General features: G+C 43.9%; 18 protein-coding genes and 2 riboswitches. All 18 genes read right to left on the reverse strand.

The window, feature by feature from the left end; all coding sequences use genetic code 11:
* Position 1: 1 nt before the first annotated feature.
* Entirely contained in the window at positions 2–1,540 is a 1,539-nt protein-coding gene (gene purH / locus LCD32_RS02765; protein ID WP_008344287.1) for a bifunctional phosphoribosylaminoimidazolecarboxamide formyltransferase/IMP cyclohydrolase, read from the reverse strand.
* 15 nt (positions 1,541–1,555) lie between these two features.
* Positions 1,556–2,125, reverse strand: a complete 570-nt coding sequence (gene purN / locus LCD32_RS02770; RefSeq protein ID WP_056705691.1) for a phosphoribosylglycinamide formyltransferase — start codon at positions 2,123–2,125, stop codon at positions 1,556–1,558.
* Positions 2,122–3,162: a phosphoribosylformylglycinamidine cyclo-ligase gene (purM, locus tag LCD32_RS02775; RefSeq protein ID WP_224562720.1), complete on the reverse strand. Its 1,041-nt coding sequence runs from the start codon at positions 3,160–3,162 to the stop codon at positions 2,122–2,124. Before purM ends, purN begins: the two co-directional genes overlap by 4 nt.
* Positions 3,163–3,258: 96 nt before the next feature.
* Positions 3,259–4,689, reverse strand: coding sequence for an amidophosphoribosyltransferase (gene purF / locus LCD32_RS02780; protein ID WP_017359819.1), 1,431 nt, complete (start codon positions 4,687–4,689; stop codon positions 3,259–3,261).
* Positions 4,665–6,896 carry a phosphoribosylformylglycinamidine synthase subunit PurL gene (purL, locus tag LCD32_RS02785; RefSeq protein ID WP_008344291.1) on the reverse strand — a complete coding sequence of 744 codons (2,232 nt, stop codon included), beginning with the start codon at positions 6,894–6,896 and terminating at the stop codon, positions 4,665–4,667. Before purL ends, purF begins: the two co-directional genes overlap by 25 nt.
* Positions 6,880–7,563 (reverse strand): phosphoribosylformylglycinamidine synthase subunit PurQ, encoded by a 684-nt coding sequence (gene purQ, locus LCD32_RS02790; RefSeq protein ID WP_017359821.1) that lies wholly within the window; start codon positions 7,561–7,563, stop codon positions 6,880–6,882. The genes purL and purQ overlap by 17 nt, the downstream gene beginning before the upstream one ends.
* A complete protein-coding gene (gene purS, locus LCD32_RS02795; protein ID WP_003214349.1) occupies positions 7,560–7,814 on the reverse strand; it encodes a phosphoribosylformylglycinamidine synthase subunit PurS in 255 nt (84 codons plus the stop codon). Before purS ends, purQ begins: the two co-directional genes overlap by 4 nt.
* A complete protein-coding gene (gene purC / locus LCD32_RS02800; RefSeq protein WP_007496901.1) occupies positions 7,807–8,529 on the reverse strand; it encodes a phosphoribosylaminoimidazolesuccinocarboxamide synthase in 723 nt (240 codons plus the stop codon). The genes purS and purC overlap by 8 nt, the downstream gene beginning before the upstream one ends.
* Before the next feature lie 72 nt (positions 8,530–8,601).
* Positions 8,602–9,897 carry an adenylosuccinate lyase gene (gene purB / locus LCD32_RS02805; protein WP_060780835.1) on the reverse strand — a complete coding sequence of 432 codons (1,296 nt, stop codon included), beginning with the start codon at positions 9,895–9,897 and terminating at the stop codon, positions 8,602–8,604.
* Positions 9,894–11,036 (reverse strand): 5-(carboxyamino)imidazole ribonucleotide synthase, encoded by a 1,143-nt coding sequence (gene purK / locus LCD32_RS02810; protein WP_060780834.1) that lies wholly within the window; start codon positions 11,034–11,036, stop codon positions 9,894–9,896. Before purK ends, purB begins: the two co-directional genes overlap by 4 nt.
* Entirely contained in the window at positions 11,029–11,517 is a 489-nt protein-coding gene (gene purE / locus LCD32_RS02815) for a 5-(carboxyamino)imidazole ribonucleotide mutase (protein ID WP_224562722.1), read from the reverse strand. Before purE ends, purK begins: the two co-directional genes overlap by 8 nt.
* A gap of 169 nt (positions 11,518–11,686) precedes the next feature.
* Positions 11,687–11,788: riboswitch (purine riboswitch) on the reverse strand.
* A gap of 79 nt (positions 11,789–11,867) precedes the next feature.
* Positions 11,868–12,068: an NETI motif-containing protein gene (locus LCD32_RS02820; protein ID WP_017359825.1), complete on the reverse strand. Its 201-nt coding sequence runs from the start codon at positions 12,066–12,068 to the stop codon at positions 11,868–11,870.
* Positions 12,065–12,619, reverse strand: coding sequence for a DUF2179 domain-containing protein (locus LCD32_RS02825; protein ID WP_008344300.1), 555 nt, complete (start codon positions 12,617–12,619; stop codon positions 12,065–12,067). The genes LCD32_RS02820 and LCD32_RS02825 overlap by 4 nt, the downstream gene beginning before the upstream one ends.
* Before the next feature lie 305 nt (positions 12,620–12,924).
* Positions 12,925–13,722: a hypothetical protein gene (locus LCD32_RS02830; protein ID WP_224562725.1), complete on the reverse strand. Its 798-nt coding sequence runs from the start codon at positions 13,720–13,722 to the stop codon at positions 12,925–12,927.
* A gap of 217 nt (positions 13,723–13,939) precedes the next feature.
* Positions 13,940–14,122, reverse strand: a complete 183-nt coding sequence (locus LCD32_RS02835; RefSeq protein ID WP_060780831.1) for a YezD family protein — start codon at positions 14,120–14,122, stop codon at positions 13,940–13,942.
* Between the two features lie 18 nt (positions 14,123–14,140).
* A complete protein-coding gene (locus tag LCD32_RS02840) occupies positions 14,141–14,302 on the reverse strand; it encodes a hypothetical protein (protein ID WP_008344307.1) in 162 nt (53 codons plus the stop codon).
* Positions 14,303–14,508: 206 nt separating this feature from the next.
* Positions 14,509–15,834 (reverse strand): NCS2 family permease, encoded by a 1,326-nt coding sequence (locus tag LCD32_RS02845; protein WP_035703624.1) that lies wholly within the window; start codon positions 15,832–15,834, stop codon positions 14,509–14,511.
* A gap of 145 nt (positions 15,835–15,979) precedes the next feature.
* Positions 15,980–16,081: riboswitch (purine riboswitch) on the reverse strand.
* A 126-nt stretch (positions 16,082–16,207) separates the two neighbouring features.
* Positions 16,208–17,086, reverse strand: a complete 879-nt coding sequence (locus LCD32_RS02850; protein WP_224562728.1) for a LysR family transcriptional regulator — start codon at positions 17,084–17,086, stop codon at positions 16,208–16,210.
* Between the last annotated feature and the right edge of the window lie 97 nt (positions 17,087–17,183).

Here is a 17,183-nt window from a genome sequence, read left to right on the forward strand (position 1 = left end):
CTTAATGTTTGAAATGTCTAACGCCAGTGAAGACCATGGCGATGCCGTATTCATCTGCTTTTTGGATTGATTCTTCATCACGAATGGAACCACCTGGCTGGATGATCGCTGTAACGCCTGCCTTTGCAGCAGCTTCCACTGTATCGCCCATTGGGAAAAATGCATCAGAACCTAGTGCACTGCCTTTTGCCTTTTCACCTGCTTGCTCAATCGCAATGTTAGCCGAGCCAACACGGTTCATTTGACCAGCGCCGATGCCTGCTGTCATTTGATCCTTCGCTAGAACGATGGCATTTGATTTCACATGCTTGACGACTTTCCAAGCGAGCTTTAAGTCTTTCCATTCGTCTTCAGTCGGCTCTCTTTTCGTTGGAATAGAGATCGTTGCTTCCTCTAAGCCGTATGTGTCGATATCCTGAACGAGTAATCCACCATGAACACTTGTGAGCTGCTTTTCTTTTTTCCCAAGATCTGCTTCTACATCTAATGTTAGTAGACGAAGGTTCTTTTTCGCTGTTAGCACATCAAGTGCTTCTTGGCTAAACGATGGTGCGATGACGATTTCTAAGAAAATCGTATGGAGCACCTCAGCCGTTTGCTTATCTACTTCACGATTAAGCGCCACAATGCCGCCGAAAATAGATGTTTCATCTGCTTTAAATGCACGATCAAATGCTTCTGCAATCGTTTCTCCTGTCCCAACACCACATGGGTTCATATGCTTTACAGCCACAGCCGCTGGCTCCGTAAATTCACGTACAATTTGAAGTGCTGCATCTGCATCTTTGATGTTGTTGTAGGAAAGTTCTTTTCCATGTAATTGCGTTGCCGTAGCTAAAGAGCCTTTGCTTGGAAGCGCATTTTCATAGAACGTCGCCGCTTGGTGCGGGTTTTCTCCATAACGAAGAGATTGTTTTTTCTCAAATGTGACTGTGAACTGTTCTGGCTCAGTTTCGCCAACAAAGTTCGTTAAATAATCCGCAATCAGGGCATCGTAAGCAGCCGTATGACGGAATACTTTTGCTGCAAGCTCACGTTTTTTCTCTAGTGAGACGCCGCCTTCTTTAATTTGTTGAACGACAGAATCATAATCACGCGGGTCTACAATCACAGTGACGTCCTGATGGTTTTTAGAAGCAGCACGAAGCATACCCGGTCCGCCAATATCAATGTTTTCAATCGCTTCTTCATACGTGACATCGTCTTTGGAAATGGTCTCTTTGAATGGATATAGATTCACAACGACAAGATCAATCGGCTGAATGCCGTGCTTTTCGATCTGTGCCATATGCTCATCGTTTTCTCTCACTGCTAACAGTCCACCGTGAATGTTCGGATGAAGCGTTTTGAGTCGTCCGTCCATGATTTCTGGGAAGCCAGTCACTTCAGAAATACCAATGACATCAATGCCGTTCTCTTGAAGAAGTTTGTGTGTACCACCAGTTGAAATCACTTCAACGCCAAGTTCTGTTAGTTCTTTCACAAAAGGTACAAGATTTGTTTTATCGGAAACACTGATTAATGCGCGTTTGATCGTCATGCCTTTGTCACCTCATTAAGATAATTCTAAAAGTGATTTGATCACTTTTGGATATAGTGTGTGTTCTAATTCATGCATTCTTTTTTCAATGGATTCAAGGTCTTCCCCTTGTTCAATATGAATGGCTGCTTGGTCAATAATCGGACCGGTATCCATGCCTTCGTCGACATAATGAACCGTGATGCCAGCCACTTTGACTCCTGCTTGATAGGCTTGTCCAATCGCATCGAGTCCAGGAAATGCTGGCAATAAAGAAGGGTGGATATTCACGATTTTCCCTCTGAATGCGTCAAGTAATGTCGGACCGATCAGTCGCATATACCCAGCGAGGAAAATCCATTCCACTTCATGCAGCTTCAGCTGTTCAATGATGGTTTGCTCAAAAGCGGCTTTACTCGGGAAAGCCTTCGGCGTAAAAGAAAAGGACGGAATGCCCTCTTTCTCTGCCCGCTCCAGCACCTTCGCACCCGGTTTATCACAGATCACAATGGCGGCTTTTGCCTGCCACTGTTCTTCTTTTAACGTATCAATAATGGCTTGAAAATTTGTCCCGCTTCCAGAGGCGAAGATCGCAAACTTTTTCATGAGAGGCTTCCACCACCGAAAGTGACGCCTTCTCCTTTTTGAACTCGTCCGATAAGGAAGGCTTTCTCTCCGTCTTGTTCAAGTCCGCTGATCACATCGACGAGATCATCCTCTTTGACGGCTAGGACAAAGCCGATGCCCATATTAAATACATTGAACATCTCTTCTGCTTTTAATTGCCCTTTTTCTTGGATAAAGGAGAAAATAGGTGGAACTGGCCATGAGCCGTTATCAATCTCAACACCAAGTCCTTCAGGTAGCATACGTGGTAAATTCTCAATAAATCCGCCGCCTGTCACATGTGCCATACCGTCAACTTTGCCAGCTTTCACTTGTTTAAGAACAGGCTTGACATAAATCTTCGTCGGTTCAAGCAGCTCTTCTCCAAGTGGTCTTGTAAAAGGTTCATACGTTTGGTGAAGATCTAGACCCGCATCTTCAAGCAATACTTTTCGTACAAGAGAATAGCCATTGCTATGAATTCCGCTAGAGCTGAGTCCAATCAGCAAATGCCCTTCCTTGATGTTCTCTCCTGTGACGATATCATCTTTTTCAACGACACCTACAGAAAATCCAGCAATATCATATTCTTCTTCTGTGTAAAGACCCGGCATTTCTGCTGTCTCTCCGCCGACAAGCGCTGAGCCAGACTGCTCGCATCCGTCAGCTACACCTTTGACGATGGATTCAATTTTCAAAGGATCTGCTTTTCCAACTGCTAAGTAATCTAAGAAAAAGAGCGGCTCTGCCCCTTGTGCAAGTACATCGTTCACACACATAGCAACAGCATCTACACCGATCGTATCGTGTTGATCCATTAAAAAAGCGAGCTTTAATTTCGTACCAACACCATCTGTTCCTGAGACAAGTACGGGCTTTTTATATGGCAGTTCAGATAAATCAAACATCCCGCCAAACCCGCCTAGAGCCCCCATGACACCTGCTCTTTTTGTACGTTCTACATGTGTTTTCATTCGTTTGACGGCTTCGTATCCTGCTTCGATGTCGACACCGGCGTTTTTATATGCTTCTGACATCCCATTCACTCCTTTTATCTGCTTGTCTTCCATGTATTTTCGGCAGAATGAAAGAGCAGCATATCAAATCACGTTGACTGCTGCTCCATTATTCGATTATTTCGTCAGGACTGTTTCCTTCACATGAGGAAGGACAGTATCTTCATAAATTTCGGTCGGGTATTTTCCAGTAAAGCATGCTAAACACTGACCGCGCTGCGGATCATCATACTTTCTGCCAATCCCGTCCATTAAACCGTCTACAGATAAAAATGCAATGGTGTCTGCACCGATTTCCTGTCTAATTTCTTCCACTGAATGAGATGACGCAATCAGCTCTTCGTGTGTAGACGTATCAATTCCATAAAAACACGGATGAGCAATTGGCGGTGAACTGATGCGTACATGCACTTCCGTCGCACCCGCTTCTCTTAGCATCGTCACAATTCGGCGACTTGTTGTTCCTCGTACGATGGAATCATCCACCATGACGACACGTTTGCCTTCGACCACCCCACGCACAGCAGACAGCTTCATTCGCACGCCCTGCTCACGCAATGCTTGAGACGGCTGAATAAATGTCCGGCCGACATAACGGTTTTTAATTAAACCTAGCTCATATGGAATACCTGTTGCTTCGGCATAGCCAATCGCTGCAGAAATACTGGAGTCTGGTACACCTGTCACGACATCTGCTTCGACATGTGCTTCTTCTGCAAGCTTCTTGCCAAGATTCTTTCTCGCACTATGCACGTTGATGCCATTGATATTGCTGTCCGGTCTTGAGAAATAAATGTATTCCATGCTGCACATGCTGCGGTTAATGTTCATTGAGAAGCGCTCAGATTTTAAGCCTTCATCATTAATGATCAGCATTTCGCCAGGCTCTACATCACGTAAATACGTAGCACCAACGACATCAAAGGCACATGTTTCAGAAGCGACAACATAAGCATCTCCAAGCATACCAAGTGAAAGTGGGCGTAACCCGTTCGGATCAAGGGCTACGATCATTTCTGTTTCCGTCATGATTAAGAAAGCATATGCTCCTTTTAACATGGACAGAGCATTTTTGATTTGATCCTTCAAATCCATATATCCGCTACGCTTAATTAAGTGAGCGAGCACTTCGGTATCAGAAGACGTTTGAAAAATACTTCCTTGGTTCTCTAGCTGCTGCTTTAATTGCGTTGCATTGACCAAGTTTCCATTATGAGCAAGGGCAAGACTGCCATTGTTTTGCGAGCGGAAGAAGAGGGGCTGCACATTCTCAAAGCCGCCTCCGCCTGCTGTCGCATACCGAACGTGTCCGATCGCACCTTTTCCCTTTAAATCCTTAAGCTCACCGTTTTGGAACACTTCCGTAATCAGTCCAAGGCCTTTGTGTGACGTCAGGTTTTCACCGTCTGTTGCAATAATTCCCGCACCTTCTTGTCCTCGGTGCTGAAGGCTATGCAATCCGTAATATGTGATTTGCGGGGCTTCTTCGTGTCCCCAAACCCCAAAGACGCCACATTCTTCGTTTAAGCCTCTGATTTCAGCAAGCATGGGATCGCTCCTTTCCATGCGCGTTCAAGCTCGTTGACTGCCGCATGAATCCATTGTTGTCCTTCTTGATTTTTGACAGTGAATACACCATCATTTGTGACCGTTCCGACTTCTTTTGCATCTTGCACAGCCGCAGCAAATGCTTCGCGGTTTTCTGGTTTCACTGTGACGACAAAACGTGACTGTGATTCACTAAATAGTGAGGCAGCGCTGTTTAGATCGATCTGGATATCAGCGCCAAGACCATCTGTTCCAAATGTACTTTCAGCTAGAGCTACACCAAGACCGCCTTCAGACACATCATGTGCTGACTGAACAAGTCCGTTTTGAATTGCTGCTAATAGGGCTTCTTGACGCGCCAGCTCTACATCCAAATCAATTTCTGGTGCTTTTCCGTAGATACGGCCTTCTGTCATTTTTTGAAGCTCACTGCCTGCGAATTCTTCCTTCGTTTCACCAATGACGAAAATCACATCGCCTGCCTGCTGGAACGATTGAGTCGTAATATGAGCTGTATCTTCAATCAAACCAACCATGCCAATGACTGGCGTTGGGTAAATGGCTGTTCCATTTGACTCGTTATATAAAGAGACGTTACCGCCGATGACCGGTGTACTTAAAGTACGGCAAGCTTCGCTAATGCCGTCAGCAGATTTTTCAATCTGCCAGAAGATTTCTGGTTTCTCCGGGTTACCGAAGTTCAAGTTATCTGTTACTGCAAGCGGACGAGCGCCTGAGCAGACAATGTTACGTGCGGCTTCTGCAACGGCGATTTTCCCGCCGACCTCTGGATCAAGGTAGAGATAACGTGCGTTACAATCTGTTGTCATCGCAAGAGCTTTTTTCGTCCCACGGATTCTGAGCACACCCGCATCAGAGCCAGGTGCAACGACTGTGTTTGTACGAACCATATAGTCGTATTGATCGTAAACCCATTCTTTACTCGCAATCGTTGGCTGTTTTAACAGCTGTTTCAATGTATCTGCTGCATCTGTGATCGCTGGAGCTTCCACTTTTGTTTCTAAAAACTCACGATAGTATGCAGGCTCACTTGACGGCTTGTGATAAACCGGTGCTTCTTCTGCAAGTGCATCAACTGGAAGCTCACACACTACTTCTCCTTGATGGAGTAAACGAAGCATTTTATCGTCTGTCACATGACCGACTGAGACTGCTTCAAGATCGTATTTTTCAAAAATATCAATGATTTCTTGCTCACGGCCTTTTTCAATGACCAACAGCATTCTCTCTTGGGATTCAGACAGCATCATTTCATACGCTGACATGCCTGTTTCACGCTGAGGGATCAGGTCTAGGTTCATTTCGATACCTGAACCGGCTTTACTTGCCATCTCTGCACTTGAGCTAGTTAAGCCAGCCGCTCCCATATCTTGAATGCCCACAAGCGCATCATTTTTGATGACTTCAAGGCATGCTTCAAGCAAAAGCTTTTCCATGAACGGATCGCCGACTTGAACCGCTGAACGTTTTTCTTCTGATTCATCAGAAAATTCTTCAGACGCAAATGTTGCACCGTGAATCCCGTCACGTCCCGTTTTAGCACCAACGTACATGACCGTATTGCCAACACCTTTTGCCTGCCCTTTCTTGATGTCTTCATGGTTGATTAACCCTACACACATTGCGTTAACGAGCGGGTTGCCTTCATAGCTTTGATCAAAATGAACTTCTCCGCCGACTGTTGGAATACCGATACAGTTTCCATAGCCTGCAATCCCTGCCACTACTTCTTCAAACAAGTACTTCACGCGCGGTGAAGTCAGTTCACCAAAACGAAGAGAGTTTAATACCGCAATTGGACGAGCACCCATGGAGAATACATCACGGATGATTCCGCCAACACCTGTTGCCGCTCCTTGATACGGTTCAATTGCAGATGGATGGTTATGTGATTCGATTTTAAATACAACCGCTTGGTTGTCTCCAATATCAACGATTCCAGCGCCTTCCCCAGGACCTTGAAGAACATGCTCTCCTTTTGTCGGGAATTTGCTTAAAACAGGCTTTGAGTTTTTATAACTGCAATGCTCTGACCACATGACAGAAAAGATACCCGTTTCTGTGTAGTTTGGCAGCCTGCCAATAATGGATTCGATTAAAGCGAATTCTTCATCACTCAATCCCATTTGCTGATACAATTTCTCTTCTTTAATTTGCTTGTGACTTGGTTCAAGCAGTAGTGACATGAGTGTCCCTCCAATTTTTCACGATAGATTGAAACAATTTAAGTCCGTCTGCGCTGCCTAGTAATGAGTCAACCGCGCGCTCAGGGTGCGGCATCATGCCGAGTACATTGCCCTGTTCATTCGTTACACCTGCAATTCGATTGACACTGCCGTTAATATCGTCACCGTAAGTGAAAGCGATTTGGCCTTGTTCAATCAGCTTCGCTAACGTGTCTTCGTCACAGTAGAAGTTGCCTTCACCGTGTGCTACAGGAATCGTAATCGATTCACCTTTTTGATAACCGCTTGTAAATTGCGTTTCGTTGTTCTCTACAATGAGTTCAACTGGACGACAGATAAATTTTAGATCTTTATTCCGTCTCATTGCACCTGGCAAAATGCCAAGCTCCTGAAGAATTTGGAACCCGTTACAAACACCAAGAACAGGTTTTCCTTCCGCAGCTGCTTTTTTCACAGCCGGCATGATGTTAGAAAAACGAGCAATCGCACCGCATCTTAAGTAATCCCCATAAGAGAAACCGCCTGGTACGAGTACACCGTCAAAACCATCAAGACTCGTTTCGTCGTGCCATACATATTCAACTTGTTCACCTAACTCATCTTGAATCGCATGATACATATCGATATCACAGTTAGAGCCAGGCAAGACGATCACTGCAAACTTCACTGTGCGACAACCTCCTCCACCTCATAGCGGTAATCTTCAATCACCGTGTTGGCAAGCAATTTTTCACACATTTCTTTGACCACTGTGTCTAAGTCACGATCTGATTTCTCAATGACTAGCTCCATATATTTCCCGATACGGACATCCTTTACTTCCTGATAAGACATACTGTGCAAAGCGTGCTGCACGGCACTTCCTTGTGGATCAAGAACGCTCTCTTTTAAGCTGACAAAAATTTTCACTTTATACATGTTTATGGCCTCCAAGTCTTTTGAAAATTTCTTCGTATGCATTTGTTAAGCCGCCCAGGTTTCGTCTGAACACGTCTTTATCAAGCTTTTCGTTTGTGTCTTTGTCCCAAAGCCTGCACGTATCAGGTGAAATCTCATCAGCTAGCAAAATACGATTCTCGTGATCTATTCCGAATTCAAGCTTGAAATCAATTAAATTCACATGGCAATCTGAGAAGATTTGCTTCAATTCTTCATTCACTTGTCTTGTGATTTGTTTCATTTCCTCCACCTGCTCAGGTGTCGCTGCATGTAAAATGCGAATATGATCTTCTGTAATGAGCGGATCGCCGAGTGCATCATCTTTGTAGTAAAACTCGATCAAAGGTGTGTCCAGTTTCGTTCCCTCTGGAATCCCAAGACGTTTTGACATACTGCCTGCCACCACGTTTCGCACAACGACTTCAAGCGGTACGATGTCTACCTTTTGAATGAGCTGTTCTGTTTCAGATAGGCGTTTCACAAAGTGATTGTTGATCCCTTTCTCATGTAGCATTTGAAAAATCAAGCTAGAAATTTCGTTATTCAGTCTGCCTTTGCCTTCAATTTCCGCTTTCTTCTCACCGTTAAATGCTGTAGCTGAGTCTTTATATTCAACATATAAAATATGCTCGTCATCGGTCTGATAGATTCTTTTCGCTTTGCCTTCGTAGAGAAGTTCTTGTTTCACAGTCATTCAGATTGGCCTCCTAATTTGAATGTTGGCAATTTTCAGGATTAGGCGCCTGACTAGCAGGCGGCCCATTTCTTACGCAAGACCTAGACGTTCGAAAATCATATCGACATTTTTCAAGTGATAGTTGTAATCGAAGCAGTCAGCGATTTGTTCAGGTGTTAAGCGTGAAGTGATTTTCTCTTCTGCTTCTACTAATGAACGGAATGGTACTTGTTTTTCCCAAGCTTCCATCGCTTTTGGCTGAACCGTGTCATATGCTTCTTCACGTGCCATACCTGTATCAATGAGTGCAAGCAGAACACGCTGAGAGTAAATTAAGCCAAGTGTGCGGTCCATGTTGCGTTTCATATTCTCAGGGAACACCGTCAAGTTCTTCACAATATTAGAGAAACGGTTCAGCATATAGTTCAGTGCAATCGTTGCATCTGGTAAAATGATGCGTTCAGCAGATGAATGAGAAATATCACGCTCATGCCAAAGTGGTACATTTTCATAAGCAGTCAGCATATAACCACGGATGACGCGTGCAATTCCCGTCATATTTTCAGAACCGATTGGGTTTCGTTTATGCGGCATCGCTGATGATCCCTTTTGTCCTTTTGCAAAGAATTCTTCTACTTCACGCGTTTCACTCTTTTGAAGACCACGAATTTCAACAGCAAATTTCTCAATGCTTGTTGCAACTAAAGCAAGGGTTGCCATGTAATCTGCATGACGGTCACGCTGCAAGGTTTGGGTTGAAATTGGTGCAGCTTTGATGCCAAGTTTCTCACATACATATTGCTCAACAAACGGGTCGATGTTCGCATATGTGCCAACAGCACCAGAGATTTTGCCGTATTCGATGCCGGCTTTTGCTTGTTTAAAACGTTCTAAGTTACGCTTCATTTCCTCGTACCAAAGACCAAGCTTTAGGCCAAATGTTGTCGGTTCAGCGTGTACACCGTGTGTACGGCCCATCATGACGGTATATTTGTGCTCTTTTGCTTTTTCTTTTAGTATGTCAACAAATCTCTCAATGTCCTTGAGCAAAATATCGTTCGCCTGTTTTAATAGATATGAAAGCGCCGTATCCACTACGTCTGTAGATGTTAACCCGTAATGAACCCACTTTCTTTCTTCTCCTAGAGATTCAGATACAGCACGCGTAAAGGCAACCACGTCGTGGCGCGTGTCTTGTTCAATCTCTAGAATACGTCCAATATCAAAGCTTGCATTCTTGCGCATTGTCACAACGTCTTCTTTCGGAATGACGCCAAGTTCTGCCCAAGCTTCACAAGCGAGAATTTCTACTTCAAGCCATGCATTATATTTGTTTTCCTCTGTCCAGATTGCTGACATTTCTGGTCGTGCGTAACGTTCGATCATTTCCCGTTTCCTCCATCTCTTTCAGTCCATATCTTTGTGATGTTTGCCATCCATTCATCATCAAGCTGTTTCATAAATGTCATATGCCCCATTTTGCGGCCGGCTTTTACTTCATGTTTGCCATATAGATAAAGCTTCGCTTCCTTTAAAAGCTCAGGATGTTCTTTTGGGATGTCCACTTCATCGCCCAGCAAATTCACCATCATGCCCTCTGATAAAAGAGCTGTTCCGCCAAGCGGCAAACCGCATATAGCGCGAATGTGCTGTTCAAACTGACTCGTCTCACATAAATCCAATGTGTAATGTCCAGAGTTATGCGGGCGCGGTGCCAGTTCATTGACGAGCAGCTTTCCTTCATTTGTCAGGAACAGTTCAACAGCAAGCGTACCGACCAGCCCTAGCTTTTCAGCAAGCGTTGTTGCCAGCTCTTTTGCTTTCTCCTGAATGCTGCCATCTACCCGTGCAGGCACGATGCTTTGGAATAAAACATTGTGCTTATGAATGTTCTCAGCGACTGGGAATGTCGCAATTTCCCCATGAACAGACCGCGTCACAATCACGGACAGTTCCACTTGGAAAGGAACCCAGCTTTCTAAAATGCACGTTCCATGCGTGAGAAGTGCAGCCGCTTCATGAAGCTGATCCTTCTCTTTGATCACGTACTGTCCTTTACCGTCGTAACCACCTCTGCATGTTTTCAGCACAGCTGGCAAACCAAGCGCATTTACTGCATCTTTCAGCTCCTTCTCATCATGAACGATGCGATAAGGGGCGACTTCACAGCCTGCATCTACAATCCCTTTTTTCTCCGTTTCACGGTTTTGGGTTAAAAGAAGAAGTTCGCTTCCTTGCGGTAAGTACGCCTCTTCCTTCAGCTGATTGAGTGCATCATAATCAATGTTTTCAAATTCATATGTGACCACATCACTGATGTCCGCCAGCTGCCTGATCGCTTCAAGGTCACTGTATGCGGCTGTAATTTCTGTATCAGCAACCTGTCCGCAAGGAGAAAGTGTGACAGGGTCAAGAACTGCTGCACGGTAGCCCATTTGCTTTGCACTGACGGCCATGTATCTGCCAAGCTGTCCGCCGCCGATGATACCAATGGTTGCGTTTGGAAAAATGGTCTGCTTAGCCAAGCTGATCACTGCTTTCTAATACAGTTTGTTTTGTTTGCTCTCTTCTTTCTTCAAGGCGTGCTTCAACGGCTTCATCGAATGCTGAAATCATTTGTGCGGCTAGAAGCCCTGCATTTGTTGCACCGGCTTTGCCGATTGCCACTGTGGCAACAGGTACACCGCCTGGCATTTGAACGATGGATAATAAGGAATCCAGCCCGTTTAATGCTTTTGATTGTACGGGCACACCAATGACCGGCAGTGTCGTTTTTGCTGCGACCATCCCCGGTAAATGTGCTGCGCCTCCAGCACCGGCAATAATGACCTTGAGTCCTTTACCTCTTGCTTCAGTCGCATATTCAAACATCAAATCAGGTGTCCGATGTGCGGATACAACCTGTTTTTCATACGGAATGTTCAATTCCTCTAAGATATCGCACGCATGTTTCATTGTTTCCCAATCAGATGTACTTCCCATGATGACACCTACAAGCGGCTTCATTTTGTCCCCACCTTTAAGCTATTATTCGATTTTGTATCGTTTGACACGCTTCCCAAACCTAAGTAGCTTGTCAAACGCCGAACAAAAAGGCCCGGTTTGTATTGCATTGTTAGGAAGCAACACAAACCGGGCCATGGTAAGCGCTGTTCGCTTTTAAAACGCCATGTCAGTTTTGTTCACTATCCTGCATAGTCCAGTCATTTACGGTAACTGGGTAGAAACTTATGGGCCATATTCCCAAGATTATATGAGGCTCGTGTTTTGATTTCATGTTTATCTTAACAACGGATGTTCATGATGTCAACGGATTTATCGAACAATCTATGAAGTCGTCGTTTTAATGTTCGGATTTAGAGTATTTTTCCCTCAAATACGATTTTTTTCCCAATCGGAATGATCTGAATCGACCCATTTTCCTTCTTTTCCTGAAAGATGGGCTCCTCCATTCGTCGGACAGGTGAGTAGCCTTCCTCTGCCATCTGGGACAACACTTGTTCAATCGTCATGTTGTCTTCCACGTAGAATTTCTTTTTCTTTGGTTTTGCGGTCATTCTTTAATTCTCCTTTTCTTCACAGCCTTCACCCAGAAGCCGCCATGAATCGTTTTGGGCTCATACGAAATGATAAACGCCTTTGAATCAAGCGTTTTAATCGTTTCATATAATTGCAGTTCATATTTTCTCGGTGTTAAAATTTGCATCGCTGACCGGTCTCCTTCAAGACCTCCTACTACCCAGTTGGTGACGCCATATCCTTTTTCTCTCAATTGTTTTGGGAGATCTAGATCGATTTCTTTTGTAATCACGTTCACAGTAATGTAGCCAAGTGCCAGCTTCTCTTCAATTTTCATCCCGACAATGATTCCAATTCCATAACCTAGCGCATACGCAATGACATTTTGTACTTGATCTAAGTTATCTAATACGATACTCAAACCAATGACATAAATCAGCATCTCGACAGTACCAGCAAAAGCGGCTGCATACCTTCTGCCTTTCATTGTTAAAATTAAACGCATAGTGGAAAAAGAGACATAAACAATGTTAATCACTAAAATAATCAAAACCATGGTGAACGCATTGGATAAAAGTTGTTGAAGCACGATTCGAACCCCCTGCACTAAAAATCAAATAAAGCACCCCATATTCTACTAGAGAACAAACCTTGATACAATCAAATTTGCGCGAGAAAAACACATATATCTTTCGACAACAAGGGGTGGTCTTTGTTACCAAGAGTTTACCCGTTTTTTCCTCTTCTCAACATGAAAAACCTCCTTTTTCAAAAGGAGGCTTTAGATGGTTGATAAAGGGCTAAAATATACTTTATTTTAACCCTTTGTCTTCTTTTCAGCGTGATAGAAAACCTTTGAATTTTAAAAATACCGAGTACACGCTGAAACGTGTTTTATCCAAACCGAACTGGAACAAGTGATGGGATCAAATACTCTCCGACAATGCCCCATAAAAGGGCAATGATGACGAGCTCAATCAACAAAAAGACCCAGCCGGCATACATCAAGTCTCCCCGCACAGCTTCTTGATCTGATTGAATGGAGCGGAAGAGCACAATGGCAATCAGCTGAAGACCGAAAAACATCATGACGGATAAAATCACCGTTACATATGGAATATTCAGCATGGCAAATACAAGCCAAAGGATAGATAAAACCAAAACCGGCACAAGCACGGCACCGAACTTCATGATCACTTCTTTCAGCGATATGTTTCCTTTCAGCATGTACTTACCGAGCACCCAAACCGTCAGCATCATCAGTGTCAACAGAATGAGTGAAAAGACCGCTACCTTTAAAAAGGCGTCACCAAAGGAATAATGAATACCAAAACCTAATAAACGGGTCTTTGACGCCTTTAATTGAACGTAGTTGCCTAAAGCAAAAAACACACTGAACAACACAATTGAAATCCAGGCGTACTTCATGCGTAAAGTGTCCGCTTGATGGATCGCACGACTCGGTGATTTTAACATCGCAAACCCATATGAGCCATAGCGCTTAAACGCACCGCCTACACTTCTTGCAATGCGCTGAATGGCTGAACGCTCTTCATCAGCTGGCTTAGCCGTTCTTCCTCGTTTTGCAGCACTGCGGCTGAGGCGGGACTGCCTCGTTTCTTGATCTATTGATGGCTCTTCGTTTTCGTTTTTCGTTTCAGATGTGACCTGCTCTTGATCTTTCTCTAACATCCCATATCAACTCCTATCTCAGACAATCCGCACAGGCTCATGTGACCTGTCCGAATGACTCCTATTAAAGTAGCGGAGTCTCTCTATTCAGTCAAGATTCCTTGACGTTCATACGAATAGACGGATAAATGAATGAAGAGGTTTTAAATGGAGAGAAATTAAGCCAAAACAAAAAAGCTGATGAGTGGATCAGCTTTTCATCATCTTTCATTACTTTTCATGAACGATAGCGCCCCTGCTTTGCTTTCTGAATCCGAAAATTCTCCTGGTGTGCTGGGAAACGAGTCTTTTCTGTCGTATCGACTTGTGTAATTTGTCCATTATGAATGGTGATCACCACCGACCCGTATTCAATCCCTTTTAAGGCAGATAAAATAAAATTCAGCTTTTGTTCATCCATCGCTCATCCCCCATCCCACTAATTTTGCTTTCGCTCTTTTAAATAGAGAACCTCATTTTCCAGCTCATGAATCGTATAATGCATGAGCGCTTCATGTTTTTCTTCATGCCCCCATAAAAGGAGCTGCTCAATCAATACCTGCTTTTTCCGCTCAATCACCTGCCTAAGCCAGCGTGACAAGTCATCCCCTCCCGTTATAATGAATGCAAGAAAAAAGGCACTCTGAACCCTTCTATAGAAAAAAGGAAATCAAAGCGCCTTTGGTGATCCAATCAGCGAATTATGTCTTTTTATCATAAACACATAATCCCTATAAGTCAACTATGTTTTTAAAATTTCCCTACAAAAAACAGCAGCCTCCATGAGCTGCTGTTTCAGACAAATCATTAATGATTTAAGAAAGCAAAATATAGAATAAAGATGACAAACAGTCCGTACATAATTGGATGCACTTCTTTTGCTTTTCCTTTAAAGATCATGGTGATCGGGTAGAAAATGAAACCAATCGCAATCCCTGTTGCAATACTATATGTGAGTGGCATCATAATCATGGTTAAAAAGGCCGGTACCGCAATTTCAAAACGATCCCATGCGATCTTTGCAAGAGGTGCTACCATCAGTGCACCGACAATGATTAAAGCAGGTGCCGTTACATTCGGTGTCACGACAGATAAAAGCGGCGAGAAGAACATCGCAAGTAAGAAGAAAATACCTGTCACGACAGCTGCAAAACCAGAGCGGGCACCCGCAGCAACACCTGAACTAGATTCAACATAAGACGTCGTCGTTGATGTACCAAGAACAGAACCGACGACGATAGAAGAAGAATCCGCCAGAAGCGCTTTTCCTGCACGCGGCAGCTCATTATTTTTCATTAAACCAGCCTGCGTTGCCACAGCCACAAGTGTACCAGCTGTATCAAAGAACCCAACGAATAGGAACGTTAAAATAACCACAAGCATTTGAATGGAGAAGATGTCTGGCAAGTGAATCAAGGCTTGACCAAAAGTTGGAGACAAGCTTGGAATGCTATCTACAATTTGAGATGGAACTGGCACAAGACCAAGGATCATCCCAGCAATAGCTGTCACAAGCATCCCAATGAAGACACCTGCATTCACTCGAAGAACCATTAAAATGACAGTCACAACGATTCCAAATACCGTCAACAGGACAGGACCACTATGAATGTTTCCAATCGAAACGAGCGTATTATCGTTATTTGCAATAATACCGGAGCCTTGAAGACCCACAAATGTAATGAACAAACCAATCCCTGCACCAACCGCCAGCTTCAGCTCACTCGGAATGGCATTGATGATTTTTTCACGAAAACCTGTTAAAGAAAGAGCAACGAAAATCAATCCTGAAACAAACACACCGGAAAGTGCTGCCTGCCATGAGATCCCCATACCAAGAACCACTGAGAAAGCGAAGAACGCATTCAGTCCCATGCCCGGTGCAATTGCAATCGGGTACCTGGCGATCAATCCCATCAGGAAACAACCTGCCGCAGAAGCTAACGCTGTAGCTGTAAAGACAGCCCCCTGATCAATTCGTAATTTATCTGGAAAATCCGGTACTGCTACTAAAGCAAGTGTGATCGGATTGACAAACAAGATGTAAGCCATCGACAAAAATGTCGTTAAACCGCCGATGATTTCTCTGCGATAATTCGTACCTAACTCATCAAACTGAAAAAACTGTTTCAAAGCCAACTGACTCCCTTCATGTCCTTTTGCTTTAGTCTGTCCCATTCACAAGTCAAATAAAAAACGCCCCAACAGTTTTTGGGACGCTTGACTACAATGTGAATTCAGACCGTGACATCAAACAAGAACAATGCATGATTTATATCAAACGAGTGTGAATTGACGTAGTCAAGCCATTTACGGTAGCTTGGTAGAAACTTGCGGGCCATATCCCCGCCATTATACGACTTCTATCTATTTGATTTCTGTGTCTATTGTACCAACTTCATTTTTAAAACACAATACAAAAAGCGAACATTTTTCAAAGAAATGTCCGCTTCATTCGTCTTATTACACGAATTTGGAAAATCACATCTAGTTCTTTATACACCCATCACTGAATTCTGGCAAAAACCGTTCCTGCTACATCGAAAAATGCCTTCACAGCAGGAGAAGCTTGCGTGAGCGATGGACAGGCAAGCGCCACCTCACGATGATGCGATACATTCAGATGACTGATCTGCACAAGTTGCTGCGTTTTTAGGAATAACTCAGGACCTATCGTCACACCAAGTCCTTCCCCAACCATGCGGGCAATGGTCGTACAATCATGCACTTCAAATAAAATAGACGGCTTGATTTGCGCCTCTGAAAAAATATCCTCTACATGGGACTGATACATGCCAGTTGGCATAATAAACGGTTCGTCCGCTAATTCTTCCATATCTACAATTGGCTGCTGCTTAAAACGATGATTTTCGTGATAGGCAACCACCATTTTATCTTTCATAAGTGGCAATAGATCAAACGCTTTATCCGCTTTACCTTTTACAACAAACCCAACATCAATAATGCCAGAATCGAGCCACTCCAATATTTCTTCATATGTCCCCTCATAGAATTTAAATTCAATCTTTGGGTGCTTTTTCTGATAGCTCACAAGTAGCTTTGGCAATAAACAAGCGGATGCACTGGCAAAAGTTCCAATTCGAATCAAGCCAGACTCAATATTTTTGGTGAGCGCAATCTCCTGTTGAATTTTCTCTACTCGATTTAGCACTTCTCTTATATGCGGAAGAAGGGTTTCACCGGTATCTGTCAGCGTGATGCCCTTTTTTCGGTCACGCACGAATAAAGACACGCCCCACTCCGTCTCTAAACTTGCCACCGCATGACTCACGGCAGACTGTGTCATATTTAACGCTTCAGCTGCGGCGGTAAAACTGCCTAGCTCGACCACTTTAGCCATCGTCTCGAATCGAACAAAGCTCATGAGTATTCACTCATCCCTTTCATGAAAAACATCAATTTTACTTATGTTAGCACGGAATTTAAAATGAATACAACGTTTCAACATAAAGGAAGGGTTC

Source organism: Bacillus sp. RSS_NA_20, assembly GCF_020165915.1.
Classification (GTDB): Bacteria; Bacillota; Bacilli; order Bacillales; family Bacillaceae; genus Bacillus; species Bacillus altitudinis.